The organism is Streptomyces sp. NPDC015144 (genome assembly GCF_043079735.1).
Lineage (GTDB): Bacteria > Actinomycetota > Actinomycetes > Streptomycetales > Streptomycetaceae > Streptomyces.
Window position 1 is genome coordinate 1 of the sequence record NZ_JBIBUU010000007.1, and the last position, 25,920, is coordinate 25,920.

The window sequence follows — 25,920 nt, forward strand, 5'->3', positions numbered from 1 at the left end:
GCCTTTCAGCGCCGATGGTACTGCAGGGGGGACCCTGTGGGAGAGTAGGACGCCGCCGAACTTCTTTTACGGGAAAGCCCCGTGTCCTTTGTGGATACGGGGCTTTTCTGCGTTTACCCCCATTTTCCCCCGGGTGGTTCACGGAGCCTTCGTCCGCTGCCGCTGGGAACAGCGGCAGCGGACGAAGAGAATCGGCTGGCGATCAGTCGTCGGTGCCGTATCCGGGGAGGCCCGCGGCCCGGCCGAGTTCGAGGTCGAGCGCTTCGCGGCGGATGCGCTGATCGACGTAGAGCAGGACCACGACGCCGGCGAGGAGGGCGTATGTGACCGTCGAGATGATCACGCCGCCGATGCCGGAGACGATCAGGAAGGGCCAACCGAGGTCCGAGGCGCCGCTCGTGAGGGCGGGGTCGGTGGCGCCGCCCTCCGAGATGACGGTGATGACACCGAGCGGAACGCTGATGAACAGCGCCACGACCAGGGCCACGAGGAGCGTCACCAGCACGGTCAGCGCCAGGGCGCCGAACGTCCGCCACCAGGCGTCCTTGACGAGCTTCGCGGACCGGCGCATCGCGGCGGCGATCGACTGCCGCTCCAGGATCAGGGCCGGGAAGGCGAGCGAGAAGCGGACCAGCAGCCAGATGGAGGCGGCGTACCCGGCCAGGACGCCGAGGAGGGCCAGCCCCGCACCGGCGGCGTTCCCGACGAGCAGGCCCGGCAGCAGACCCACGGCCAGAGCGGCGGTGCTGAGCAGGAGCAGCAGCAGGGCCAAACCCAGCAGCCGGGGAAGCCTGCCCCGGGCCTCGGCCCACGCTTCGGAGAGCGTCACGGGACGGCCCAGGACCGAGCGGCTGACCACCACGGCCAGCATGGCGGTGCTGATCAGGACGGCGACCAGGCTGATGGCCAGGGACGGCAGGTAGCCGAAGGCCTGCGCCTGGGCGGAGTCGGCGGCCTGCCGCAGGATCTCCATCCCGGAGGCGTCCGGGTCGATCGGCTCGGGGGCCGGCAGCAGAAAGCGTTCGACCAGGATCGTCGCGACCTGGGCGGGCACGGCCACCGTGAGGCCGATGCCGACAACGGTGCGCCACCGCGTACGCATCGCGGCGAACGCCCCGCCGAGGATCTCACCGACGCCGAGCGGGCGCAGCGGGATCGTGCCCGGTTTGGCCGCGGCGGGCGGTTGCCCCCAGCCAGGTCCCTGCTGCCCGCCCCACCCCGCGGAAGGCGGGGGCGCGGTCGGGGGGAACCACTGTCCGGCGGGTGGCTGCGCGGAGGGTCCGTTGCTCGTCGGGACGTTGCCGTCGACGGGTTCCGAGGGGCGGGGGACGTCGGCGCCCTGGCCCTCGGAGGGGGCGGATCCGGGCGAGGCCCGGCCCGGAGTGTCGTTCATGCTCGCTCCTTCACGGTCCCGCCCGTAGATCGGGGCGGCAAGGTGGCAGCCATGGTGTCATGCGGGGTTTCGGCGAGGTCGGGGCGCTTGTTTGTCTCTCCATTCCTTCAGATGCGGGCGGCTCAGCGGGCAGACTGGGCGGATGGCTGATCAGAACGTGCGACCGTCGGCGGGTGGAGTACCTCCCGCGCTTTCCGTGCTCCGCTGGGCCGAACCTCCGGAGGGGCCCGCGGTGGTACTCCTCGACCAGACGCGGCTGCCCGCCGAGGAGGTCGAACTGGTGTGTGCCGATGTGCCCGCCCTCGTCCGGGCGATCCGGACGCTGGCGGTGCGGGGCGCTCCGCTGCTGGGCATCGCCGGGGCCTACGGGGTCGCCCTCGCGGCCGCCCGGGGCGACGACGTGGCAATGGCCGCGGAGCTGCTGGACCGGGCGCGGCCCACTGCGGTGAACCTGGGGTACGGGGTACGGCGCGCCGTACGGGCGTACCAGGAGGCCGTCGGGAAGGGAGCGGACGCGGGGCCGGCAGCGGCGGCGGTGCTGGCCGAGGCCAGGGCCCTGCACCGGGAGGACGCCGAGGCCAGCGGGCGGATGGCGCGCCACGGCCTCGCCCTGCTGGAGGAGCTGCTGCCCGGCGGGGACGGCCACCGGCTGCTGACCCACTGCAACACGGGGGCGCTCGTCTCCGGCGGCGAGGGCACCGCCTTCGCCGTGGCGCTGGGGGCGCACCGGGAGGGGCGGCTGCGACGGCTGTGGGTGGACGAGACCCGTCCGCTGCTTCAGGGCGCCCGGCTGACGGCGTACGAGGCGACGCGCAACGGGATGCCGTACAGCCTGCTCACGGACAACGCGGCCGGCTCGCTGTTCGCGGCGGGGGAGGTGGATGCCGTGCTCATCGGGGCGGACCGCATCGCCGCCGACGGATCGGTGGCGAACAAGGTGGGGAGCTACCCGCTGGCGGTGCTCGCGAAGTACCACCACGTACCGTTCATCGTGGTCGCGCCGACCACGACCGTGGACCCGGGCACTTTGGACGGGGCGTCGATCGTTGTGGAACAGCGACCGGCCGCCGAGGTGACGGAGTTCATGTCGCCGGGGGCCGGGGCGGTGGGTCAGGAAGGCGGGGGACTGCCCGTGGCGCCGGAAGGGACGGCCGCGTACAACCCCGCGTTCGACGTCACACCGCCGGAGCTGGTCACGGCGATCGTCACGGAGGAAGGGGCGGTTTCACCGGTCACGGGGGCCGGACTGGCAGCACTGTGTGCCAGGTCATCGCAGGTAACGATTAGCTAATGGGATGATGTCGATTATGAAGGGACGCGTCCTTGTCGTCGACGACGACACCGCACTGGCCGAGATGCTCGGGATTGTGCTGCGTGGTGAAGGGTTCGAGCCGTCGTTCGTTGCGGACGGCGACAAGGCACTAGCTGCATTTCGTGAGGCCAAGCCGGACCTGGTTCTGCTTGATCTCATGCTGCCCGGAAGGGACGGAATCGAGGTCTGCAGGCTGATCAGGGCCGAGTCGGGTGTGCCGATCGTCATGCTCACCGCCAAGAGCGACACGGTCGATGTGGTGGTGGGCCTGGAATCCGGGGCCGACGACTACATCGTCAAGCCGTTCAAGCCGAAGGAACTGGTCGCCCGCATCCGGGCTCGCCTGCGCAGGTCCGAGGAGCCGGCGCCCGAGCAGCTGACCATCGGTGACCTGGTCATCGACGTGGCCGGGCACTCGGTGAAGCGGGAGGGGCAGTCGATCGCCCTCACCCCGCTGGAGTTCGACCTGCTGGTCGCGCTCGCCCGTAAGCCGTGGCAGGTGTTCACCCGGGAGGTACTGCTCGAACAGGTGTGGGGTTATCGGCATGCTGCCGACACCCGGCTGGTGAACGTGCATGTCCAGCGGCTGCGCTCCAAGGTCGAGAAGGACCCGGAGCGTCCGGAGATCGTGGTGACCGTCCGAGGCGTCGGTTACAAGGCCGGACCGAGCTGACATGCCCCCGAGTAGCGCTGCTCCGCAGCCCGGGGAGCCGGGAGCCCGTGCGGAGCGGGCTGCCGGCCCAGGAGGCAGGGCGCCCAGGATCGGGCGCCTTCTGCAGGGCGGCCGGTTGTTCCACGACCGGGCGCCCGGCGGCCCCGTGCCGCGCCTGCTGATGCGCTGGGTGCGGCGGCCGCTGCTGCCCGCCGTACGGCTCTGGCGGCGCAACCTCCAGCTCCGGGTCGTCGCGGGCACGCTGCTCATGTCGCTCGGGGTGGTGCTGCTCCTCGGACTGGTCGTGATCGGGCAGGTACGCAACGGCCTGCTCGACGCCAAGGGCAAGGCCGCCCAGACCCAGGCGGCGGGCGGTTTCGCCGCCGCCCAGGAGAAGGCGAACGCCCCGCTCACCCCCGGCGGGCAGCGCGGTGACCCGGCGGACGGCGCCACCGCCAACAACTCCTGGCGTACCGAGCTGGTCGACCAGCTCGCCAGTGGCGGGAAGAACGCCTTCAACGTGGTGGCGCTCAGCGCCGACGAGGGCACGCGCGCACCGCGCGGCTCGGGCAGCGTGGAGGCGGTGAGCATCCCGCAGAGCCTGCGGGACGCGGTCAACAAGGGGCCGGGGGCGTACCAGACGTACTCCGAGATCCAGTACGCCAACGGGCAGCCGCCGCAGCCCGGACTGGTGGTCGGCAAGCGGCTCTACGACATCGACCACAATCCGTACCAGCTCTACTACCTCTTCCCGCTGACGCAGGAGGAGAAGTCGCTGACTCTGGTCAGGACCACGCTGGCGACGGCGGGGCTCTTCCTGGTCGTGCTCCTCGGGGCCATCGCCTGGTTCGTGGTGCGGCAAGTCGTCACGCCCGTGCGGATGGCGGCGGGCATCGCCGAGCGGCTCTCCGCCGGCCGGCTCCAGGAGCGGATGAAGGTCACCGGCGAGGACGACATCGCCCGCCTCGGCGAGGCGTTCAACAAGATGGCGCAGAACCTCCAGCTGAAGATCCAGCAGCTGGAGGAGCTCTCCCGGATGCAGCGGCGTTTCGTCTCCGACGTCTCGCACGAGCTGCGGACGCCGCTGACGACCGTACGGATGGCCGCCGACGTCATCCACGAGGCGCGCGGCGACTTCGACCCCGTGACGGCGCGCTCCGCCGAGCTGCTCGGGGACCAGCTGGACCGGTTCGAGTCGCTCCTCGCCGACCTGCTGGAGATCAGCCGGTTCGACGCGGGCGCCGCGGCGCTGGAGGCGGAGCCGATAGATCTGCGGCAGGTCGTACGGCGGGTCATCGGCGGGGCCGAGCCGCTGGCCGAGCGCAAGGGCACCCGGATCCGGGTGGTCGGCGACGAGCAGCCGGTGATAGCCGAGGCCGACGCCCGGCGCGTCGAGCGTGTCCTGCGCAACCTCGTGGTCAACGCGGTCGAGCACGGCGAGGGCCGCGATGTCGTGGTGCGGATGGGGGCGGCCGGCGGCGCGGTCGCCGTGGCCGTCCGGGACTACGGCGTGGGGCTCAAGCCGGGCGAGGCCACGCGGGTGTTCAACCGCTTCTGGCGGGCGGACCCGGCCCGCGCCCGGACGACCGGGGGCACCGGCCTCGGGCTCTCCATCGCCGTGGAGGACGCCCGGCTGCACGGCGGGTGGCTGCAGGCCTGGGGCGAGCCCGGCGGCGGTTCGCAGTTCCGCCTGACCCTGCCGCGTACGGCGGACGAGCCGCTGCGCGGTTCGCCGATACCGCTGGAGCCCGAGGACTCGCGGGGCAACCGGGATCGCCGCGAGCGGCCCGCCCTGCCGAGGACCGGGAGCGAGCACCGGCTGGCGTCGGTGCCGAGCCAGCCCGGCGGCCAGGACAGGTCCGCCCTGCCCGTGCCGCCCCGGACGGCGCCCGCCTCGGTGCATCCGGCGGCCCTGCCCGGGAGCGGGGCCCGGGTGGTCGCACGGCCCGCGGAGGACCGGCCGGGCGACGAGTCGGACACGGTGGAGCGGGATCCGGAGCGGGGAGGGACGAATCGTGGGCGCTGACCTTCGCGAGGGCGGCCGGGGGCGGGTGCTGGGGCTGTCCGCCCTGATCGGGTGCGGTGCGGTGCTGCTGTCCGCCTGCGGCTCGATGCCGGTCACCGGGGACGTGAAGGCGGTCGACGCCTCCCAGCCCGGCGACTCCCAGGTGCAGGTGTACGCCGTCGCCCCGCGTGCCAACGCCATGCCCAACGAGATCGTCGACGGCTTCCTGGAATCCATGACCAGCGACGACCCGCGCTTCCGGACGACCCGCCAGTACCTGACGAAGGAGGCCGCGGCCTCCTGGCGGCCGAACGCCCTCACCACGGTGCTCACCAAGGCACCGACCAGGAAGGACCGCCCGCTGCGCGACGGCGCCCGCAACGTCACCGAGATCGCCTACACGCTGACCGGCGAGAAGGTGGCGACGGTCGACGACCAGAACGCCTACCAGCCGCTGGCGCCCACCGAGTACGAACAGACCCTGCACCTGGTCAAGGAGGCCGGGCCGGACGGCAAGGAGTGGCGGATCGACCACGTGCCGGACGGCCTGCTGCTCGGGCAGTCGGACTTCCGGCGCCTGTACCGGTCCGTGAACAAGTACTACTTCGCGGCGGGGCAGCCCGAGGGGCAGCCGACGCTGGTCGCCGATCCCGTGTACCTCCGCAGCCGGGTGGACCCGGTCACCGGGATGGACACCGTGACGCAGTCCGTCCGCAGCCTGCTCGCCGGGCCGACCGACTGGCTGCGGCCCGCGGTGACGTCCCGGTTCCCGGCCGGTACGGCGCTGCGGAAGGGTGTGACGTCGCTGGCGCCCGACGACCGCAACGTGCTGAAGGTGCCGCTCGACAAGAAGGCGGACGGCGTCGGGCAGCGCTCCTGCCGCATGATGGCCTCGCAGGTCCTCTACACGCTGAAGGACCTGACGTCCGCCCGGGTCGAGCAGGTCGAGCTCCAGCGCTCCGACGGTTCCCCGCTCTGCGTGCTCGGTACCGACCAGGCCGAGGAGTTCGCCCCCGACGGATCGTCGAGCGGGCCGGACAGCCAGTACTTCGTCGACGAGAAGGGGCACGTGGAGCGAATACCCGGCAGCACCAGGGGCAGCGGGACACCGGAACCGGTGTCCGGCCCGTTCGGTGACGGGCCGGTGCGGATGAGCGCGGTCGGCGTGGCCCGGGACGAGCAGTCCGCGGCGGCGGTCTCGCACGACGGAACGTCTCTCTACGTGTCGTCCATCGTCTCGGACGACGGCCTCCCCGAGGCGTCGGTGATCAGCCACGCCCGCAGGGCCAAGGACCGGCTCTCGGCTCCGAGCTGGGACGCCCGCGGTGATCTGTGGGTGGCCGACCGGGACCCCGGCAACCCGAGGCTGCTGCGGCTGCCCGGAGGGACCGGTGAGCCGCAGGAGGTCGAGGTGCCCGAGCTGGGCACCGGCCGGATAGAGGCGGTACGGATGTCCGCCGACGGGGTGCGGGTCGCGCTGCTGGTGAACGAGGACAAGCGCAACACGCTGAAGATCGGCCGGATCGAGCGGCGCGGACCGGCGTCGGCGCAGAAGATCTCGGTGGTGGACCTGCGCCAGGCGGCGCCCCAGCTCACGGACGTGACGGCGATGTCCTGGTCGGGCCGGAGCCGGCTGGTGGTGGTCGGCAAGGAGCAGGACGGCGTGCAGCAGGTGCGCTACGTGCAGGTGGACGGCTCGACGTCGGCGTCGGGGGTGCTGCCGGGGGTGAACCAGGCGCTGTCGGTGGCGGCGGCGGACGACGAACAGCTTCCGCTGATGGCGGCCACGTCCGGTGACGGGATCGTCAAGCTGTCGCCCGGTGACAACTGGCAGACCGTGGTCAAGGGCGGTTTCTCGCTGGTCTACCCGGGCTGAGGCCTGGTCCACCCGGGCTGAGGGCGGTCCCGGGGCGCCACCGCGTCCGTTCCCCGTTTTCCACAGGGGTGGCCGGTTTGCCGCGGGAGGCGCACAGTGGGTTCATGCGGGGGTGGTGGCGGGAGATCTCCGGTCTGGTGCTGCCGGTGTCCTGCGGCGGTTGCGGCGAGCCGCGCGTGGAGCTGTGCACGGAGTGCCGCGCGGAGCTGTACGGCGGGGCTCCGCGCCGGGTGAGGCCCGCCCCGGAGCCGCCCGGACTACCGGTGGTCCATGCGGCCGCGGCGTACGAGGACGCGGTGCGGGAGGTGCTTCTGGGGCACAAGGAGCGCGGTGAGCTGGGGCTGGCCGGTCCGCTCGGTACGGCGCTGGCGGGTGCGGTGCGTGCCGGCGCGGTGTCCGCGGAGGCGGCGGGCGGTCCGCTGCTCCTGGTGCCGGTGCCGTCGGCGCGGCGCGCGGTGGCGGCGCGGGGCCACGATCCGATGCGGCGGATCGCGCGGGCGGCGGCGCGGGAATTGCGGCGCGGCGGTCTCCCGGCCCAGGTGGTGCCCGTACTGCGGCAGCGGCGGGCGGTGGCCGACCAGGCGGGGCTGGACGCCCGGAGCCGGCACGCGAATCTGGCCGGGGCGCTGGCGGTCGTGGCCGGGGGCGAGCGGCTGCTCGCGGCGGGCCGGGTGGTGCTGGTGGACGACGTTCTGACGACCGGGGCGTCGCTGGCCGAATCGGCACGGGCGCTCAGGGAGGCGCAGGGCGTACGGACGGCGCACGGGCACACCGGATCCGCTCGGGGCGGCGTCGGGCAGGCGGCCGTTGTCGCAGTATCTCCCGCGGCCTTCGAAATAAACCGGAACTCTCGGTGAACTCCCTGCGTTGCAGGTAATGAGTAGGAAAAACAGCCCGATCGGAGGTACGTGCGAGTAGCGGGTGCCGATATCCGGCCAGGCAGGCTATGTTCGGTTGTGAGGAATGGTGAACGCCAAACCTCGCTGAATGCACCGCCAGGTTTCGGGCAGGCGACACACCGGTAGTCCAGACGCTGGAATTCGGTGGGGCCGAGGCTCCGCCGATGGGGGAGGAGGTGGAGGTCACCGAGTCCGTGGCTCCGGTCATCACCGGAGCCTGGTGCAAGAGGGAGATGCTCCGCCGCTGAGCGGAGCGATCCGGGAACGGAGTTCTGCGTGGACATCGTCGTCAAGGGCCGCAAGACCGAGGTGCCCGAGCGGTTCCGCAAGCACGTGGCCGAGAAACTGAAGCTGGACAAGATCCAGAAGTTCGACGGCAAGGTGATCAGCCTCGACGTCGAGGTGTCCAAGGAGCCGAATCCCCGTCAGGCCGACCGTTCCGACCGGGTGGAGATCACGCTCCGCTCGCGCGGCCCGGTCATTCGGGCGGAGGCGGCCGCGGGTGACCCGTACGCGGCGCTGGACCTGGCCACCGGCAAGCTGGAGGCGCGGCTGCGCAAGCAGCACGACAAGCGCTACAGCCGCCGGGGGAGTGGCCGGATTCCCGCTGCCGAGGTCGCCGAGATCGTGCCGGGGGCGGCGTCGTTCAACGGTGACGGCGAGCTGGTCTCCGACGAGGCGGCCGATTCCGTGCCCACCACCAGGATCGGCTCGCTGGAGGTCCAGGGCGAGGGTCCGCTGGTGATGCGCGAGAAGACGCACGTCGCCGCGCCGATGTCGCTCGATCAGGCGCTCTACGAGATGGAGTTGGTCGGGCACGACTTCTATCTGTTCGTCGACTCCGAGAGCAAGGAACCCAGTGTCGTCTACCGGCGGCATGCCTACGACTACGGCGTCATCCACCTGAGGACCGACCCGCTGGCCGCCGACGAGGCGGGCGGCGCGGGCGGCGCGCTCGGCGGCTGACATCGTCCTTCCGCGGGTGCCCCTGGTGTGCCTGTGCGCCCCCGGGGGCATCCGCGTGCGACCACGGGAACACCGTTCCGGCGTCCAGGCATGGAATCATGGCGCCCCAGGCCAACCGGGGTTCTGTGAACTGACGTTGGCGGACAGTGTGTGGACTTCAGGCCATGGCCTTCAGGGGGAGGAACGATGGCGGACACCTTCGGGCCCGTGCGTGACGCGAATGACGCCGACGAGATCGCCGGTGCCGGCGCGAACGGCGGTTTCCGCAGGGAGCCGATCAGAGTTCTCGTGGTGGACGACCACGCGCTCTTCCGTAGAGGGCTGGAGATCGTTCTCGCCCAGGAGGAGGACATCCAGGTCGTCGGTGAGGCGGGGGACGGTTCGGAGGCGGTCGACCAGGCGGCCGACCTGCTCCCCGACATCGTGCTGATGGACGTACGGATGCCCAAGCGCGGCGGCATCGAAGCCTGTACGGCCATCAAGGAGGTGGCTCCCAGCGCGAAGATCATCATGTTGACGATCAGCGACGAGGAGGCCGATCTCTACGACGCCATCAAGGCCGGGGCCACCGGATATCTCCTCAAGGAGATCTCCACGGACGAGGTGGCGACGGCCATTCGCGCGGTCGCCGACGGGCAGTCCCAGATCAGCCCCTCCATGGCGTCCAAACTGCTCACCGAGTTCAAATCGATGATCCAGCGGACCGACGAACGCAGACTGGTTCCCGCGCCGCGCCTCACCGACCGGGAACTCGAAGTCCTCAAGCTCGTCGCCACGGGCATGAACAATCGCGATATCGCGAAGGAACTGTTCATCTCCGAGAACACCGTGAAGAATCACGTCCGCAACATTCTGGAGAAGTTGCAGCTGCACTCCAGGATGGAGGCGGTGGTCTATGCCATGAGGGAGAAGATCCTGGAAATCAGGTGACCCCCGCCCGGCGGCGGGGAGCGGCCGGTCAGGCCAGGGCGCGGGCGATCTCCTGGTCGAGCGGGCCGCGCAGCTCCGGCGCGTCGACCCGCTCCAGCCGGACGCCGGTGCAGCCGACCCAGGAGGCGGCCTCCACCAGCGCCTCCGCCATCGGCGCCACGGCCTTGCGGCCGGCCAGCGACACCTGCCGGGCGACCAGGGTGGTGCCCTCGCGCGCCGGGTCGACCCGGCCGAGCAGCTTCCCGCCCGCCAGCAGGGGCATCGCGAAGTATCCGTGGACCCGCTTCTGTTTGGGGACGTAGGCCTCCAGCCGGTGGGTGAAGCCGAAGATCCGCTCGGTGCGCGCCCGCTCCCAGACCAGCGAGTCGAACGGCGACAGCAGGGTCGTACGGTGCCGCCCGCGCGGCTCCGAGGCCAGCGCCGCGGGGTCCGCCCAGGCGGGCTTCGCCCAGCCCTGGACCGTCACCGGCACCAGCCCGGAGTCGGCCACCACCGCGTCGAACTGCTCGGCCTTCAGCCGGTGGTAGTCCGCGATGTCCGCCCGGGTGCCGACGCCCAGGGACTGCCCGGCGAGCGCGACCAGCCGCCGCAGGCACTCCGCGTCGTCCAGATCGTCGTGCAGCACGGCGTCGGGCAGGGCGCGCTCGGCGAGGTCGTACACCCGCTTCCAGCCACGGCGCTCGGTGCACACCACCTCGCCGTACATCAGGGCGCGCTCGACGGCGACCTTCGAGGCCGACCAGTCCCACCACTCCCCGCCGTTCTTCGCGCCGCCCAGCTCCGTCGCCGTCAGCGGCCCCTCGGCGCGCAGTTGCTCGATCACCTTGCCGTACGCGCCGTCGGGCAGCTCGTGGCCCCAGTGCGGGCGGGCGCGGTAGGCGCGGCGGCGGAAGGCGAAATGCGGCCACTCCTCGACCGGCAGTACGCACGCCGCGTGCGACCAGTACTCGAAGGCCCGCCCGCCCGACCAGTACGCCTTCTCCACGGCGCGCCGGCCGACCGCGCCGAGGCGCGCGTACGGGATCAGCTCGTGCGACCGGGCGAGCACCGAGATCGTGTCGAGCTGCACGGCGCCGAGGTGCCGCAGCACGCCCGGGACCCCGGAGCGGCGGTCCGGGGCGCCGAGGAAGCCCTGGGCGCGCAGCGCGATCCGGCGGACCTGGTCGGCGGAGAGTTCAAGGGCGGGCGGCGGCACGGACGTCATGCCCCGCACCCTAGAGGCAGCCACTGACAACCGTCCCGGGGGCGGCGGAGTCCGCCGGACAGCGATGCGGCGGGGCGAACACTTTTCGGGACTTCCCGGCACCTTCGGAGCGTCCCGGCCGTTGATCCGGGGGGACGGCGGGGCCAACGCGGCGGCGGCCCTCCCGGCGCGGCGGGGTCCTCGCTTACGATGGCCGTTGCGGTGGGGTCCACCTGCCGTGCCCGCGCCAGAGTCCATCCAACGACCCAGTGCCAGGCCCGACCGGCAAGGAGACCAGCCTCAGTGTCCGTCTTCAACAAGCTCATGCGTGCAGGCGAAGGCAAGATCCTGCGCAAACTGCACCGCATCGCGGACCAGGTCAGCTCCATCGAAGAGGACTTCGTCAACCTCTCCGACGCCGAGCTGCGGGCGCTCACCGACGAGTACAAGGAACGGTACGCGGACGGCGAGAGCCTGGACGACCTGCTTCCCGAGGCGTTCGCGACCGTCCGTGAGGCGGCCAAGCGGGTCCTCGGACAGCGCCACTACGACGTACAGATGATGGGTGGTGCCGCCCTCCACCTCGGCTACGTGGCCGAGATGAAGACCGGCGAGGGCAAGACCCTGGTCGGCACCCTGCCGGCGTACCTCAACGCGCTCTCCGGCAAGGGCGTGCACCTGATCACGGTCAACGACTACCTGGCCGAACGCGACTCGGAGCTGACGGGCCGGGTCCACAAGTTCCTCGGTCTGACGGTCGGCTGCATCCTCGCCAACATGACCCCGGCCCAGCGCCGCGAGCAGTACGCCTGCGACATCACGTACGGCACGAACAACGAGTTCGGCTTCGACTACCTCCGCGACAACATGGCGTGGTCCGCGGACGAACTCGTCCAGCGGGGCCACAACTTCGCGGTGGTCGACGAGGTCGACTCCATCCTCGTCGACGAGGCCCGTACGCCGCTGATCATCTCCGGCCCGGCCGACCAGGCGACCAAGTGGTACGGCGACTTCGCCAAGCTCGTCACGCGGCTGACCAAGGGCGAGGCCGGCAACCCGCTCAAGGGCATCGAGGAGACCGGCGACTACGAGGTCGACGAGAAGAAGCGCACCGTCGCCATCCACGAGCCCGGTGTCTCCAAGGTCGAGGACTGGCTCGGCATCGAGAACCTCTACGAGTCGGTGAACACCCCGCTCGTCGGGTACCTCAACAACGCCATCAAGGCCAAGGAACTCTTCAAGAAGGACAAGGACTACGTCGTCATCGACGGCGAAGTCATGATCGTCGACGAGCACACCGGCCGTATCCTCGCCGGCCGCCGCTACAACGAGGGCATGCACCAGGCGATCGAGGCGAAGGAAGGGGTGGACATCAAGGACGAGAACCAGACGCTCGCCACGATCACCCTGCAGAACTTCTTCCGCCTCTACGACAAGCTCTCCGGCATGACCGGTACGGCGATGACCGAGGCCGCCGAGTTCCACCAGATCTACAAGCTCGGCGTGGTGCCGATCCCGACCAACCGGCCGCTGGTCCGCGCCGACCAGTCGGACCTGATCTACCGCACCGAGGTCGCGAAGTTCGCCGCCGTCGTCGACGACATCGCCGAGAAGCACGAGAAGGGCCAGCCGATCCTGGTCGGCACCACCTCGGTCGAGAAGTCCGAGTACCTCTCGCAGCAGCTCTCCAAGCGCGGCGTCCAGCATGAGGTCCTCAACGCCAAGCAGCACGACCGCGAGGCGACCATCGTCGCCCAGGCCGGCCGCAAGGGCGCGGTCACGGTCGCGACGAACATGGCCGGCCGAGGCACCGACATCAAGCTCGGCGGCAACCCCGACGACCTCGCCGAGGCGGAGCTGCGCCAGCGCGGTCTCGACCCGGTCGAGCACGTCGAGGAGTGGGCGGCGGCGCTGCCCGCCGCGCTGGAGAAGGCCGAGCAGGCCGTGAAGGCGGAGTTCGAGGAGGTCAAGGCGCTCGGCGGCCTGTACGTCCTGGGCACCGAGCGCCACGAGTCCCGCCGGATCGACAACCAGCTGCGCGGTCGTTCCGGCCGCCAGGGCGACCCGGGCGAGTCCCGCTTCTACCTGTCGCTCGGCGACGACCTGATGCGGCTCTTCAAGGCGCAGATGGTCGAGCGCGTCATGTCGATGGCCAATGTGCCCGACGACGTGCCGATCGAGAACAAGATGGTGACCCGGGCGATCGCCTCGGCGCAGTCGCAGGTCGAGCAGCAGAACTTCGAGACGCGTAAGAACGTCCTGAAGTACGACGAGGTGCTCAACCGGCAGCGCGAGGTCATCTACGGGGAGCGCCGCCGGGTCCTGGAGGGCGAGGATCTGCAGGACCAGATCCGCCACTTCATGGACGACACGATCGACGACTACATCCGTCAGGAGACCGCCGAGGGCTTCGCGGAGGAGTGGGACCTCGACCGGCTGTGGGGCGCGTTCAAGCAGCTCTACCCGGTGAAGGTCACCGTCGAGGAGCTGGAGGAAGCGGCCGGTGACCGTGCCGGGATCACGGCCGAGTTCATCGGTGAGTCCGTCAAGGACGACATCCACGAGCAGTACGACGCCCGGGAGAAGCAGCTCGGCTCGGAGATCATGCGCGAGCTGGAGCGACGCGTGGTGCTCTCCGTCCTGGACCGCAAGTGGCGTGAGCACCTCTACGAGATGGACTACCTCCAGGAGGGCATCGGCCTCCGTGCCATGGCGCAGAAGGACCCGCTGGTCGAGTACCAGCGCGAGGGCTTCGACATGTTCAACGCCATGATGGAGGGCATCAAGGAGGAGTCCGTCGGCTACCTGTTCAACCTGGAGGTCCAGGTCGAGCAGCAGGTCGAGGAAGTGCCGGTGGAGGACGCGGCCGAGCCGACCTCGCTGGCCAAGGAGGACGCCGTTCCGGCGGCGCGTCCGGAGATCCGCGCCAAGGGGCTCGACGCCCCGCAGCGCCCCGACCGGCTGCACTTCTCCGCCCCCACGGTGGACGGGGAGGGCGGGGTCGTCGAGGGCGACTTCTCCAACGGCGGCGGTGCGGCCGGGTCCGAGTCCGACGGACTGACCCGGGCGGAGCGGCGCAAGGCGCAGAAGAGCGGCGGACGGCGCCGCAAGAAGTGATGCGGTGAACGGTCGCCCGCCCCGCGCCGAGGAGGCGGTGGTGGCGGGCGACCGGATCGGGGCCGGGGCCGGACGCGTGCGGAACGCGTCCGGCCCCGGCTTCGTCGCGTTCCCGGGGCGGAGCCGGAAGGGACTCCGCCCCGGCGGGGCCGGGGGCCGGGGTGGGCCCCGGAAGGGTGTCCCGGTCGCCGGGGCCTGAGGGGCCTCAGGGGGCTCAAGGGGCGGGCGCGGGCCCTGAGGACCCGGGTGCGGACCCGAGGGACCGAGCGCCCGCCGGTCGGCTCTTGAGGTACGGCGATGCATCCGGGGCCCGGGGCGGGTCCTCAGGGCCCCGGGCCGGAGGTGGGTTCCATGGTGACCTCCTGCCTCTCCCGGGGTCCTGAACCCCGGGAGAGAGCCGCTCAGGCCCCGCGTACGCCTCCCTGGGCCCGGAGACGGCCGTACAACCCCGGCAGGCGGTCAGCGGGGTGGTGCGGGGGCCGGGAGGCGTTCGCCGCCCAGTTCCACCGCCGCGCAGCGCCAGCGGAGATCGCTGCCCTGCTCCAGGCGGAAGGCCATGGCCCGTACCTGCTCGCCCGCGGCGATGCTGGCGCACGCCTCCACCACCCCGGGGGCCGGCTGGGCGCCGTGGCACATGCGGACGACGGGGCGCGCCCCGCGGGCGCGGAGCGGGGTGTGCGGGGCCAGCTCGGCCAGCTGGTCGTACGCCTCGCCGATGGTGTGCCCGAGCATCCAGTGCACCGGGCGCCGGCCGCTGAGGACCGCCAGAAGGCGCTCGGCGAACCAGTCGTGCGGGCGTAAACGCCGGGTCGGCCGGGTCCGCTGCGGCGGTACGACGGGCCTGCGCTGGTCGTGGCGGCCGCCGGGCCGGGTCCTGTTCGTGCTCATGATGATCGCCCCCGTGCTTCGGAGCCCGGATCGATACCGGGCGGTAACTTCTGCTGGGGACCTTGTATGGCGACGGCGGGCCGGTCACAAGCCGCGTCGGCGTACCGGGGCCGCCCGGGAGGGATCACCTATCCGGGTGATGCGCTCGGGCCGGGCGGAGCGCGGGGCGGGTGCGGGAAGGGTGAGGGGCGGTCGCCGGGTGGACGGGGCGACCGTGGTGCGGGTGACTCCGAAGGGGGACGTCGCACGTATCCTGAGGGCGTTTCCGACTACGAAAGCGGCCCGGCCATGCGCGTGTACGTCCCCCTGACCCTGTCCGGTCTCGCAGCGGCGCACGGGGCGGGCGAGATCGGCCCCGGCCCGCTCACCGCCTACGCGGTGACCCCCGCACTGCGCGAGTGGTACGTCTCGGACGACATCGAGGAACTGGAATACGCGGCGCTCAACCGGGCCGCCTCCGCCTCGCTGCGCATGATCGCGCAGCACCCGGACGCGGTCCGCAGGCGCGTCGTCGTGGCCGTCGAGGTGCCGGACGGCTCGGCCGTCGCCGACCCGGACCACGCCTTCGACCCGTCCTCGCTCGGCGAGGTGCGGATCGCCGCGCCCGTGGCGCTCGCCCGGGCCGCCGCGGTGCACGTCGACGCGGACGACGCGACGAAGGACGTCACGGCGGCAGCCGCGGCGCTGGGCGCGGCGGACCTCGGGGACGACGACGCGCAGTTCGTCGTGGACGGCGCCGAGGACCACGAGCTGCTGTGGTTCGGCATCCAGGAGATCCCGAACCTGATCGGCTGAGCATCCGGCCGGGCCGACGGGTCCGGAGTGCCCGAGGAGCGGCGGGACCGCCCCGGGGGCGCGGCCCTATGCCCCGGCCCCGTCCCCGTCGCACGCCCGTGGGGCGGTGGTTCGGCCGACCCTCGAACGGATGTCGTACCCGACGGGTATTTTTCTCCCTATGGGGACGCACGGGAATCACCGCACGCATCTGGTCTGGGACTGGAACGGCACGCTGTTCGACGACAACGTCGCGGTCGTCGGCGCGACGAACGCCGCGTTCGGTGAGGTCGGGCTGGAGCCGATCACGCTGGAGCAGTACCGCGAGATGTACTGCATACCGATCCCGCGCTTCTACGAGCGGCTGATGGGCCGGATGCCCACGGACGCCGAGTGGGAGCGGATGGACGTGATCTTCCACCGGTACTACACCGAGCAGCGGGGCGCCTGCGGGCTGACCGAGGGGGCCGAGGAGCTGCTCGCGCAGTGGCGGCTGGCCGGGCGCAGCCAGTCCCTCCTGAGCATGTACACGCACGATGACCTGGTTCCCGTGGTGCGGGGGTACGGCATCGAGAGCCACTTCCTGCGGGTCGACGGGCGCACCGGCCCGTCCGGCGGCAGCAAGGCCCGCCACATGGAGCGGCACATCGCCGCGCTGGACGGGATATCCCCCGAGCGCACGGTGGTCATCGGCGACGCCGTGGACGACGCCGTGGCTGCCGCCCACGTCGGGGCCAGGGCCGTCCTGTACACGGGCGGGTCGCACAGCAGGGCCAGCCTGGAGGCGGCCGGGGTGCCGGTGGTGGACAGTCTGGCCGAGGCCGCGCGGCTGGCCCAGGAGCTGGCCGGGTAGGGCCGGGCGGGGCCCGACCCGCCCGGACGCCGGGGGACTCAGTCGGTGACCGGGGCCTTGGTGCGCAGCACCTTCAGGAACTCGCGCATCCACGCCGAGTGGTCAGGCCAGGCCCGGGAGGAGACCAGCGTGCCGTCGACGACCGCCTCGTGGTCCTCGAAGGCGGCGCCCGCCGTCTGCATGTCGGGTTCCAGCGCCGGATAGGCGGTGACCCGCCGCCCGGCCAGCGCGCCGACCGCGGCCGTCATCAGCGGGCCGTGGCAGATCTGGGCCACCGGCCGGTCCGAGTCGAAGAACGCCTTGACGATCTTGCGGAGCTCCCCGTCGTTGCGCAGGTACTCCGGCGCCCGGCCGCCCGGCACGACCAGCGCCACGTACTCCCCGGGGTCCACCTCGGAGAAGGCCAGGTCGGCGGGCCAGGTGTAGCCGGGCTTCTCGGTGTACGTGTCGAACCCGGGCTCGAAGTCGTGGACCACGAACCGGAGGGTCTTGCGGGCCGGGGCGGCGATGTGGACGTCGTACCCCTCCTCGCGCAGCCGCTGGTAGGGGTAGAGGACTTCCAGCGACTCGGCGGCGTCGCCGGTGACGATCAGGATCTTCGGTGCCATGACGGGGCTCCTGCGGTTCGTCGGCCTGGTGCGCGTACCCATGCGTACCCGCAGAGGTACCTACGTGTACCCAGAGTGCGGTACCGCGCCTCCGCGCGCTGTCCAGAGTGTCAAAGTTCCGCCGCATCTTTTTACACAAACGGCTCGTGACGGTCACCGGGGCAGGCGATATAGCCTGGACCCGTGATCAGCGCGATATGCCTCGGGGGCATCGAAGCCCCCGGCCTGCGCCCGGAGTGCCACCGCACCCGGGCCGTCGCTGATTCCCGCCACACGGACCGACTGTCAAAAATGGCCAATATGGTCCCGGGCGTCTCTCATAGCGACATAGCGTCGATCCCGAACGGATACCCCGTGTCGTGGCGGTACGTCGCTTTTCTCACCTACGTCACGCAACGGCGCGCGACAGGAGTCAGAGGACATGCAGACCAAGCTGGACGAAGCCAAGGCCGAGCTGCTCGAACGGGCCGCCAAGGTAGCTGACAACAGTCCGGGTGGTGGTGTCGGCGGGCCGGGCGGAAGTTCCCCGGTCCGTGTCGCGGGCACCGGGGACGCGCAGGACCGCCCCGGGCGGGACGTGCTCCTCTCCTACCTCCAGCGCTACTACCTGCACACCGCTCCCGAGGACATCACGGGCCGTGACCCGGTGGACGTCTTCGGTGCCGCCTCGTCCCACTACCGCCTCGCCGAGACGCGCCCGCAGGGCACGGCGAACGTCCGGGCCCACACCCCGACGGTGGAGGAGAACGGCTGGACGTGCAGCCACACGGTCGTCGAGGTCGTCACCGACGACATGCCGTTCCTGGTCGACTCCGTCACCAACGAGCTGTCCCGGCAGGGGCGCGGCATCCACGTCGTGATCCACCCGCAGGTCGTCGTCCGCCGTGACGTCACCGGCAAGCTCATCGAGGTCCTCACCGAGGGCGAGGGCGTCACCGCGAGCCGTATGGGCGCCAAGGACGCGAAGGCCCGGCTGCCGCACGACGCGCTCGTCGAGTCCTGGATCCACGTCGAGATCGACCGCGAGACCGACCGCGCCGACCTCCAGCAGATCGCCGCCGACCTGCTCCGCGTCCTGTCCGACGTACGGGAGACCGTCGAGGACTGGGAGAAGATGCGCGAGGCCGCGCTGCGCATCGCCGACGACCTGCCCGGCGAGCCGCTCGACGGTCTCGGCGACGACGAGGTCAACGAGGCCCGCGAGCTGCTGCGCTGGCTCGCCGCCGACCACTTCACCTTCCTCGGCTACCGCGAGTACGAGCTGAAGGACACCGACGCGCTGGCCGCCGTCCCCGGCACCGGTCTCGGCATCCTGCGCTCCGACCCGCACCACAGCGTCGACGAGGCCCACCCGGTCAGCCCCTCCTTCGACCGGCTGCCCGCCGACGCCCGCGCCAAGGCCCGCGAGCGCAAGCTGCTCGTCCTCACCAAGGCCAACAGCCGCTCCACCGTCCACCGCCCCAGCTACCTCGACTACGTCGGGGTGAAGAAGTTCGACGCCGAGGGCAACGTCGTCGGCGAGCGCCGCTTCCTCGGGCTGTTCTCCTCCGCCGCCTACACCGAGTCCGTGCGCCGGGTGCCCGTCATCCGCCGCAAGGTCGCCGAGGTGCTGGAGGGCGCGGGCTTCTCGCCCAACAGCCACGACGGCCGCGACCTGCTCCAGATCCTGGAGACCTACCCCCGCGACGAGCTCTTCCAGACCCCCGTCGACCAGCTGCGCTCCGTCGTCACCTCGGTGCTCTACCTCCAGGAGCGCCGCCGGCTGCGGCTCTACCTGCGCCAGGACGAGTACGGCCGCTACTACTCCGCGATCGTCTACCTGCCGCGCGACCGGTACACCACCGGCGTGCGCCTGCGCCTGATCGACATCCTGAAGGAGGAGCTCGGCGGCACCAGCGTCGACTTCACCGCCTGGAACACCGAATCGATTCTCTCCCGGCTGCACTTCGTCGTCCGGGTCGCCCCCGGCACCGAGCTGCCCGACCTCACCGACGCCGAGGCCGACCGCATCGAGGCCCGGCTCGTCGAGGCCGCCCGCTCCTGGGCCGACGGCTTCCAGGAGGCGCTGGGCGCCGAGTGCGGCGAGGAGCGCGCCGCCGAGCTGCTCCGCCAGTACGGCCACTCCTTCTCCGAGGGCTACAAGGCCGACCACTCCCCGCGCGCAGCCGTCGCCGACCTGGTCCACCTCGAAGCGCTCAAGAAGGACGGGAAGGACTTCGCCCTCAGCCTGTACGAGCCGGTCGGCGCGGGCCCCGGCGAGCGCCGCTTCAAGATCTACCGGACCGGCGAGCAGGTCTCCCTCTCCGCCGTGCTCCCGGCCCTCCAGCGGCTCGGCGTCGAGGTCGTCGACGAGCGCCCGTACGAGCTGCGCTGCGCGGACCGCACGCACGCCTGGATCTACGACTTCGGGCTGCGGATGCCGCAGGCCGTCGGCAACGGCAGCTACCTGGCCGACGACGCCCGCGACCGCTTCCAGGACGCCTTCGCCGCCGTATGGACCGGCGAGGCCGAGAACGACGGCTTCAACACGCTGGTGCTCGGCGCCGGGCTGACCTGGCGCCAGGCGATGGTGCTGCGCGCCTACGCGAAGTACCTGCGCCAGGCCGGCTCCACGTTCAGCCAGGACTACATGGAGAGCACGCTCCGCAACAACGTGCACACCACCCGGCTGCTGGTCTCGCTCTTCGAGGCCCGGATGTCCCCGGAACGGCAGAGCGCCGGCACCGAGCTGACCGACGGCCTCCTGGAGGAGCTGGACGGCGCGCTGGACCAGGTCGCCTCGCTCGACGAGGACCGCATCCTGCGCTCCTTCCTCACCGTCATCAAGGCCACCCTGCGCACCAACTTCTTCCAGCTGGGCGAGGACGGCACGCCGCACGGCTACGTCTCGATGAAGTTCGACCCGCAGTCCATCCCGGACCTCCCGGCGCCCCGCCCGGCCTTCGAGATCTGGGTCTACTCGCCGCGCGTCGAGGGCGTCCACCTGCGCTTCGGCAAGGTCGCCCGAGGCGGTCTGCGCTGGTCCGACCGGCGCGAGGACTTCCGTACCGAGATCCTCGGCCTGGTCAAGGCGCAGATGGTGAAGAACACCGTCATCGTGCCGGTCGGCGCCAAGGGCGGCTTCGTCGCCAAGCAGCTCCCGGACCCGGCCGTCGACCGCGACGCCTGGATGGCCGAGGGCATCGCCTCGTACCGCACCTTCATCTCGGCGCTCCTCGACATCACCGACAACATGGTGGCCGGCGAGGTCGTCCCGCCCAAGGACGTCGTCCGGCACGACGAGGACGACACCTACCTGGTCGTCGCCGCCGACAAGGGCACCGCGAAGTTCTCCGACATCGCCAACGAGGTCGCCGTCGGCTACGGCTTCTGGCTCGGCGACGCCTTCGCCTCCGGCGGCTCCGCCGGCTACGACCACAAGGGCATGGGCATCACCGCCCGGGGCGCCTGGGAGTCCGTCAAGCGGCACTTCCGCGAGCTGGGCCACGACACCCAGACCGAGGACTTCACCGTCGTCGGCGTCGGCGACATGTCCGGTGACGTGTTCGGCAACGGCATGCTGCTCTCCGAGCACATCCGCCTGGTCGCCGCCTTCGACCACCGGCACATCTTCCTCGACCCCACCCCGGACGCCGCCACCTCCTACGCCGAACGGCGCCGCCTCTTCGAGCTGCCCCGCAGCTCCTGGGCCGACTACGACAAGGACCTGCTCTCCGCGGGCGGCGGCATCCACCCGCGTACCGCCAAGTCGATCCCGGTCAACGCCCACATCCGCGAGGCGCTCGGCATCGAGCCGGGAGTCACCAAGATGACCCCCGCCGACCTGATGCAGACCATCCTCAAGGCCCCCGTGGACCTGCTGTGGAACGGTGGCATCGGTACGTACATCAAGTCCTCCGCCGAGTCCAACGCCGACGTCGGCGACAAGGGCAACGACGCGATCCGCGTCAACGGCGAGGACCTGCGGGCCAAGGTCGTCGGCGAGGGCGGCAACCTCGGCGCCACCCAGCTCGGCCGGATCGAGTTCGCCCGCGGCGGCGGCCGGATCAACACCGACGCGATCGACAACAGCGCCGGCGTGGACACCTCCGACCACGAGGTGAACATCAAGATCCTGCTCAACGGCCTGGTCCGGGACGGCGACATGACCGTCAAGCAGCGCAACAAGCTGCTCGCCGACATGACCGACGAGATCGGCCGCCTGGTGCTGCGCAACAACTACGCGCAGAACGTGGCGCTCGCCAACGGCACCTTCGAGTCCTCCTCGCTGCTCCACGCCCACCAGCGCTTCATGCGCCGCCTGGGCCGGGACGGCGACCTCGACCGCGGCCTGGAGTTCCTGCCCAACGACCGGCAGATCCGCGAGCTGCTCAACGGCGGCAAGGGGCTCAGCCAGCCCGAGCTGGCCGTGCTCCTCGCCTACACGAAGATCACCGTGGCCCGCGACCTGATCCGGACCAGCCTGCCGGACGACCCGCGCCTCCAGCAGCTGCTGCACGCCTACTTCCCGGCACAACTGCGCGAGCAGTTCCCCGAGGCGGTCGACGGGCACGCGCTGCGCCGCGAGATCATCACCACCGTCCTGGTCAACGACACGGTGAACAGCGGCGGTTCGACCTTCCTGCACCGGCTGCGGGAGGAGACCGGCGCCTCGATCGAGGAGATCGTCCGGGCGCAGTTCGCGGCCCGCGAGATCTTCGGCCTCGGCCGGGTCTGGGACGCCGTCGAGGCGCTCGACAACAAGGTCGCCGCCGACGTCCAGACCCGCATCCGGCTGCACTCCCGCCGGCTCGTCGAGCGCGGTACGCGCTGGCTGCTCGGCAACCGGCCGCAGCCGCTGGAGATCGCCGAGACGGTCGACTTCTTCCGGGCGGGCGTCGAACAGGTCTGGGGCGAGCTGCCCAAGATGCTGAAGGGCGCCGACCTGGACTGGTACCAGTCGATCCTGGAGGAGCTCGGCGAGGCGGGCGTCCCGGACGAGCTGGCCCAGCGGGTCGCCGGATTCTCCTCCGCCTTCCCGGCGCTGGACGTCGTGGCGATCGCGGACCGTACGGGGAAGGACCCGCTGGCCGTCGCCGAGGTGTACTACGACCTCGCGGACCGGCTGGGCATCACCCAGCTGATGGACCGGATCATCGAGCTGCCGCGGTCCGACCGCTGGCAGTCCATGGCCCGCGCCTCCATCCGTGAGGACCTGTACGCCGCGCACGCCGCGCTCACCGCGGACGTGCTGTCGGTCGGCAACGGCACCTCGACGCCCGAGGAGCGGTTCGAGGACTGGGAGGAGAAGAACGCGGCGATCCTGACCCGGTCGCGCTCCACCCTGGAGGAGATCCGCAGCTCGGACGCGTTCGACCTGGCGAACCTGTCGGTCGCGATGCGGACGATGCGCACGCTGCTCCGTACGCACGCCTGATCCCGTGCGGAGGGGCGGTCACCGGTCTCCGGTGGCCGCCCCTCCGGCGTTCCCGGGCGGGGCCGGCGCGAACGGTGCGAGCCCGGCCGTCGGATCAGCTCCGTGGAGAGGGATCTCCTCATGCCCGGCGGTACGTCGGGGTGTACCCGGACGCGTGCGGCCGGGTCGCCGCCTCGATCCGGCCCACGGCGGCCGCCACCGGATCCGGCAGCCACCCGGTGAACTCCCGCAGGCCGGGCCCGCCGAGCCCCTCCCGGCACACCTCCGCCACCTCCCGGGCGGACGGGCGGTCCTCGGGCCGGGCGGCCAGGCAGCCCACCAGCAGCTCCCGCAACGGCGAGGGGTGGTGGCCCAGCTCCGGGGGCTCGAGGTCGGTGCCCGCGATCCGGATGGCGAGGGCGAGGCCCTGGCCCCGCCCGTACGGATGGAGCCCGGTGGCGGCCTCGGCGGCCAGCAGCCCGAGGGCGAACACGTCGGACGCGGGCGTGAGCGACTGCCCCAGGGCGTGTTCGGGCGACATGTGGGAGGGGCTGCCGACCAGCCGTCCCGCCGTGGTGAGGGTCGGGTTGTCGGTCGCCCGCGCGATCCCGAAGTCGAGGAGCCAGGGGCCGCTCGCGGCGAGCAGCAGGTTGCCGGGCTTGACGTCCCGGTGGATGACCCCGGCGGCGTGGACGGCGTCCAGCGCGGTGGCGAGGCAGCCGGTCAGTCTCAGGACCGCGGCCGTGGGCAGCGGGCCGTGCGCGGCCAGCACCGCGTTGAGCGGGAGGCCGGGGACGTAGTGGGTGGCCAGCCAGGGGCGTTCGCCGTCCGCGTCGTGGTCGACCACCGCCACCAGGTGGTGGCCGGAGACCCGGCGGGAGGCGGCCACCTCGCGGGCGAACCGGGTCCGGAAGTCCGTTTGGCGCGCGTGGTCCCGCCGGATCACCTTCAGGGCGACGGGGTGGCCGCCCCGGGTGTGCGAGAGGTAGACGGTTCCCATGCCGCCCTCGCCCACCCGGCCCCGCAGGACGTAGCCCGCGACCTCCCGGGGGTCGTCCGCCCGCAGCGGCCCGGGTATCCCGTCCTGCATCTCTTCCCCCGAACTCCTCGGCCGCGCGGCCCCGTCCGTCCGGCGCCGGGTTCCGCCGCCGAACTCGGCTTGTGTGCGGGGCCGTTGCGCGGCAGCGGAGTCTACCGTTTGGCCCGGCTCTTCTTCGTGCCCGAGGTGAACCGCTCGTACGCCGCGACGACCTCGTCCGCCGGGCCGTCCATCCGCAGGGTGCCCGCCTCCAGCCAGATCGCCCGGTCGCAGGTCTCGGTGATCGACTTGTTGCTGTGGCTGACGAGGAAGACCGTGCCGGCCTCCTCGCGGAGTTCGGCGATCCGTTCCTTGCTGCGCCGCTGGAAGCGGGCGTCGCCGGTGGAGAGCGCCTCGTCGATCAGCAGGACGTCGTGGCTCTTGGCGGCGGCGATGGAGAACCGCAGCCGGGCGCCCATGCCGGAGGAGTACGTGCGCATCGGCAGGGTGATGAAGTCGCCCTTCTCGTTGATGCCGGAGAACTCGACGATGCCCTGGTAGCGCTCCTGGACCTGGGCCCTGGTCATGCCCATCGCGAGGCCGCCGAGCACCACGTTGCGTTCGCCGGTCAGGTCGCTCATCAGCGCCGCGTTGACCCCGAGCAGCGAGGGCTGGCCCTGGGTGTGGACCCGGCCCCGGGTCGCGGGCAGCAGTCCGGCGATGGCCTTGAGCAGGGTCGACTTGCCCGAGCCGTTGGAGCCGATCAGCCCGATGGCCTCGCCCCGGTACGCGGCGAAGCTGACGCCCTTCACGGCGTGCACCTCGCGCACCCCCGGGACCTGGCGGCGCGAGACGATCCGGCTGAGCGCGGAGGTCGCGCTGCCCCGCCCGGTCCGGGCGCCGTTGACCCGGTACGTGATGTGGACGTCGTCCACCACGACGGTGGGGATCCGGGGGTCGTTCGTCGTCTCAGCCACGTCCGTACCGCTCCTCCGCCTGCCAGAAGTACACGAATCCGCCGATGCCGCAGACCAGCGCCCAGCCGGTGGCGACCGCCCAGACGTGCGGCGGGAGATGGCTCGCGTCGAAGCTGTCGATGAGCGCGAACCGCATCAGGTCGATGAAGACGGCGGCCGGATTGCACTCCAGGGCCATCACCACGGCGTGCGGGACGCGGTCCCCCCGGAGCATCCCGTCCACGCTCCACATGACGCCCGAGGCGTACATCCAGGTCCGCAGGACGAACGGCATGAGCTGCGCGATGTCCGGGGTCCGGGCGGCCAGCCGCGCCACCACCATGGAGACCCCGGTGTTGAACAGCGCCTGGAGGAACAGCGCCGGAACGGCGAGCAGCCAGGACGGCCGGGGGAACTGCCCGAAGCCGATCAGGATCGCCACCAGCGCGGCGAGCGAGAACAGCAGTTGCTGGAGCTGTTGCAGGGCCAGCGCGATCGGCAGCGAGGCGCGCGGGAAGTGCAGCGCCCGTACGAGGCCCAGGTTGCCGCTGATCGCCCGGGTGCCCGCGGTGATGGAGCTGCTGGTGAAGGTCCAGATGAAGACGCCGGTGACCAGGAACGGCACGAAGTCCTCGACGTCGCGCTTGGTGTTCATCAGCACGCCGAAGATGAAGTAGTAGACCGTCGCGTTGAGCAGCGGGGTCATGATCTGCCAGATCTGGCCGAGCTTCGCCTGGCTGTACTGGGCGGTCAGCTTGGCGGTGGCGAACGCCGTGATGAAGTGCCGGCGCCCCCACAACTGCCGTACGTACACGGGCAGTGAGGGGCGGGCGCCGCTCGTCGTGAGGCCGTGCCGGGCGGCGAGCGCGGCCAGCTCGCCGGGCGCGTACACCGGAGGCGGGGTCGGTACGGGGCTGTCGGCGGGCGGGGCCGCCGGGGCTGCTGTCTGGCTCACCACGATCGCTTCCGAGGAAAGGGGTGGGGTGGGGGAGGGAGGCGCTTCGACGGGACGGGACCGTATCGTCGTAACGCCGAGGGTAGGACGTGGTTACGTCGCAACGCAACCGTTCCGTCGTCACGGACTATGATTTCCGG

The 25,920-nt window shown here is 71.5% G+C and carries 19 protein-coding genes; 12 read left to right on the forward strand and 7 right to left on the reverse strand.

All coding sequences use genetic code 11. From position 1 onward, the window contains the following. Positions 1–202: 202 nt before the first annotated feature. Complete coding sequence (locus ACF08W_RS14180; protein ID WP_392279370.1) at positions 203–1,393, reverse strand: hypothetical protein; 1,191 nt, start codon at positions 1,391–1,393, stop codon at positions 203–205. A 142-nt stretch (positions 1,394–1,535) separates the two neighbouring features. Here ACF08W_RS14180 and mtnA point away from each other — a divergent pair, with 142 nt between their 5' ends. From mtnA to ACF08W_RS14215, 7 genes are all read left to right on the forward strand, one after another. Continuing rightward, on the forward strand, positions 1,536–2,684 hold the full coding sequence (gene mtnA / locus ACF08W_RS14185) for an S-methyl-5-thioribose-1-phosphate isomerase (RefSeq protein WP_392279371.1): 1,149 nt from the start codon (positions 1,536–1,538) through the stop codon (positions 2,682–2,684). Positions 2,685–2,688: 4 nt separating this feature from the next. Continuing rightward, positions 2,689–3,378, forward strand: coding sequence for a two-component system response regulator MtrA (gene mtrA, locus ACF08W_RS14190; RefSeq protein ID WP_007448372.1), 690 nt, complete (start codon positions 2,689–2,691; stop codon positions 3,376–3,378). Position 3,379: 1 nt separating this feature from the next. Continuing rightward, positions 3,380–5,383 (forward strand): MtrAB system histidine kinase MtrB, encoded by a 2,004-nt coding sequence (gene mtrB, locus ACF08W_RS14195; RefSeq protein ID WP_392279372.1) that lies wholly within the window; start codon positions 3,380–3,382, stop codon positions 5,381–5,383. Positions 5,384–5,468: 85 nt separating this feature from the next. Next, on the forward strand, positions 5,469–7,238 hold the full coding sequence (locus tag ACF08W_RS14200) for an LpqB family beta-propeller domain-containing protein (protein WP_392279530.1): 1,770 nt from the start codon (positions 5,469–5,471) through the stop codon (positions 7,236–7,238). A 104-nt stretch (positions 7,239–7,342) separates the two neighbouring features. Continuing rightward, positions 7,343–8,095: a ComF family protein gene (locus tag ACF08W_RS14205; RefSeq protein WP_392279373.1), complete on the forward strand. Its 753-nt coding sequence runs from the start codon at positions 7,343–7,345 to the stop codon at positions 8,093–8,095. 318 nt (positions 8,096–8,413) lie between these two features. Then, positions 8,414–9,103: a ribosome hibernation-promoting factor, HPF/YfiA family gene (gene hpf, locus ACF08W_RS14210; protein WP_352273636.1), complete on the forward strand. Its 690-nt coding sequence runs from the start codon at positions 8,414–8,416 to the stop codon at positions 9,101–9,103. Between the two features lie 186 nt (positions 9,104–9,289). Then, the gene (locus ACF08W_RS14215) at positions 9,290–10,033 is read left to right on the forward strand and encodes a response regulator transcription factor (protein ID WP_352273637.1); all 744 of its coding nucleotides are present in this window, start codon (positions 9,290–9,292) and stop codon (positions 10,031–10,033) included. A gap of 28 nt (positions 10,034–10,061) precedes the next feature. On the opposite strand, the gene ACF08W_RS14220 is transcribed toward ACF08W_RS14215, so the two are convergent. Beyond that, positions 10,062–11,237 carry a winged helix-turn-helix domain-containing protein gene (locus tag ACF08W_RS14220; protein ID WP_392279374.1) on the reverse strand — a complete coding sequence of 392 codons (1,176 nt, stop codon included), beginning with the start codon at positions 11,235–11,237 and terminating at the stop codon, positions 10,062–10,064. Positions 11,238–11,519: 282 nt separating this feature from the next. Here ACF08W_RS14220 and secA point away from each other — a divergent pair, with 282 nt between their 5' ends. Then, on the forward strand, positions 11,520–14,333 hold the full coding sequence (gene secA, locus ACF08W_RS14225) for a preprotein translocase subunit SecA (RefSeq protein ID WP_392279375.1): 2,814 nt from the start codon (positions 11,520–11,522) through the stop codon (positions 14,331–14,333). 4 nt (positions 14,334–14,337) lie between these two features. Beyond that, entirely contained in the window at positions 14,338–14,532 is a 195-nt protein-coding gene (locus tag ACF08W_RS14230; RefSeq protein ID WP_392279376.1) for a hypothetical protein, read from the forward strand. 260 nt (positions 14,533–14,792) lie between these two features. Here ACF08W_RS14230 and ACF08W_RS14235 read toward each other — a convergent pair whose 3' ends face one another. Beyond that, positions 14,793–15,221: an Rv3235 family protein gene (locus ACF08W_RS14235; RefSeq protein WP_352273640.1), complete on the reverse strand. Its 429-nt coding sequence runs from the start codon at positions 15,219–15,221 to the stop codon at positions 14,793–14,795. A 288-nt stretch (positions 15,222–15,509) separates the two neighbouring features. Between ACF08W_RS14235 and ACF08W_RS14240 the strand changes: the two genes are divergently transcribed. Further along, on the forward strand, positions 15,510–16,016 hold the full coding sequence (locus tag ACF08W_RS14240; protein ID WP_385209653.1) for a DUF6912 family protein: 507 nt from the start codon (positions 15,510–15,512) through the stop codon (positions 16,014–16,016). A gap of 160 nt (positions 16,017–16,176) precedes the next feature. Continuing rightward, a complete protein-coding gene (locus tag ACF08W_RS14245) occupies positions 16,177–16,848 on the forward strand; it encodes an HAD family hydrolase (protein WP_352273642.1) in 672 nt (223 codons plus the stop codon). Positions 16,849–16,886: 38 nt separating this feature from the next. On the opposite strand, the gene ACF08W_RS14250 is transcribed toward ACF08W_RS14245, so the two are convergent. Continuing rightward, the gene (locus tag ACF08W_RS14250) at positions 16,887–17,456 is read right to left on the reverse strand and encodes a DJ-1/PfpI family protein (protein WP_352273643.1); all 570 of its coding nucleotides are present in this window, start codon (positions 17,454–17,456) and stop codon (positions 16,887–16,889) included. Between the two features lie 421 nt (positions 17,457–17,877). Between ACF08W_RS14250 and ACF08W_RS14255 the strand changes: the two genes are divergently transcribed. After that, positions 17,878–22,872 (forward strand): NAD-glutamate dehydrogenase, encoded by a 4,995-nt coding sequence (locus ACF08W_RS14255; protein ID WP_392279377.1) that lies wholly within the window; start codon positions 17,878–17,880, stop codon positions 22,870–22,872. 118 nt (positions 22,873–22,990) lie between these two features. On the opposite strand, the gene ACF08W_RS14260 is transcribed toward ACF08W_RS14255, so the two are convergent. The 3 genes from ACF08W_RS14260 to ACF08W_RS14270 all read right to left on the reverse strand — a co-directional run bounded on the left by ACF08W_RS14260 (position 22,991) and on the right by ACF08W_RS14270 (position 25,783). After that, on the reverse strand, positions 22,991–23,941 hold the full coding sequence (locus ACF08W_RS14260) for a serine/threonine-protein kinase (RefSeq protein WP_392279378.1): 951 nt from the start codon (positions 23,939–23,941) through the stop codon (positions 22,991–22,993). 101 nt (positions 23,942–24,042) lie between these two features. After that, positions 24,043–24,846 (reverse strand): ABC transporter ATP-binding protein, encoded by an 804-nt coding sequence (locus ACF08W_RS14265; RefSeq protein ID WP_352273646.1) that lies wholly within the window; start codon positions 24,844–24,846, stop codon positions 24,043–24,045. Further along, entirely contained in the window at positions 24,839–25,783 is a 945-nt protein-coding gene (locus tag ACF08W_RS14270; RefSeq protein ID WP_392279379.1) for an ABC transporter permease, read from the reverse strand. Before ACF08W_RS14270 ends, ACF08W_RS14265 begins: the two co-directional genes overlap by 8 nt. Positions 25,784–25,920: the final 137 nt, after the last annotated feature.

Bases quoted from the DNA above. Each gene is read 5' to 3' on its own strand.
- ACF08W_RS14180 (WP_392279370.1), bottom strand. From the start codon at position 1,393: ATGAACGACACTCCGGGCCGGGCCTCGCCCGGATCCGCCCCCTCCGAG.
- mtnA (WP_392279371.1), top strand. From the start codon at position 1,536: ATGGCTGATCAGAACGTGCGACCGTCGGCGGGTGGAGTACCTCCCGCG.
- mtrA (WP_007448372.1), top strand. From the start codon at position 2,689: ATGATGTCGATTATGAAGGGACGCGTCCTTGTCGTCGACGACGACACC.
- mtrB (WP_392279372.1), top strand. From the start codon at position 3,380: ATGCCCCCGAGTAGCGCTGCTCCGCAGCCCGGGGAGCCGGGAGCCCGT.
- ACF08W_RS14200 (WP_392279530.1), top strand. From the start codon at position 5,469: ATGCCGGTCACCGGGGACGTGAAGGCGGTCGACGCCTCCCAGCCCGGC.
- ACF08W_RS14205 (WP_392279373.1), top strand. From the start codon at position 7,343: ATGCGGGGGTGGTGGCGGGAGATCTCCGGTCTGGTGCTGCCGGTGTCC.
- ACF08W_RS14215 (WP_352273637.1), top strand. From the start codon at position 9,290: ATGGCGGACACCTTCGGGCCCGTGCGTGACGCGAATGACGCCGACGAG.
- ACF08W_RS14220 (WP_392279374.1), bottom strand. From the start codon at position 11,237: ATGACGTCCGTGCCGCCGCCCGCCCTTGAACTCTCCGCCGACCAGGTC.
- ACF08W_RS14235 (WP_352273640.1), bottom strand. From the start codon at position 15,221: ATGAGCACGAACAGGACCCGGCCCGGCGGCCGCCACGACCAGCGCAGG.
- ACF08W_RS14240 (WP_385209653.1), top strand. From the start codon at position 15,510: ATGCGCGTGTACGTCCCCCTGACCCTGTCCGGTCTCGCAGCGGCGCAC.
- ACF08W_RS14245 (WP_352273642.1), top strand. From the start codon at position 16,177: ATGGGGACGCACGGGAATCACCGCACGCATCTGGTCTGGGACTGGAAC.
- ACF08W_RS14250 (WP_352273643.1), bottom strand. From the start codon at position 17,456: ATGGCACCGAAGATCCTGATCGTCACCGGCGACGCCGCCGAGTCGCTG.
- ACF08W_RS14255 (WP_392279377.1), top strand. From the start codon at position 17,878: ATGCAGACCAAGCTGGACGAAGCCAAGGCCGAGCTGCTCGAACGGGCC.
- ACF08W_RS14260 (WP_392279378.1), bottom strand. From the start codon at position 23,941: ATGCAGGACGGGATACCCGGGCCGCTGCGGGCGGACGACCCCCGGGAG.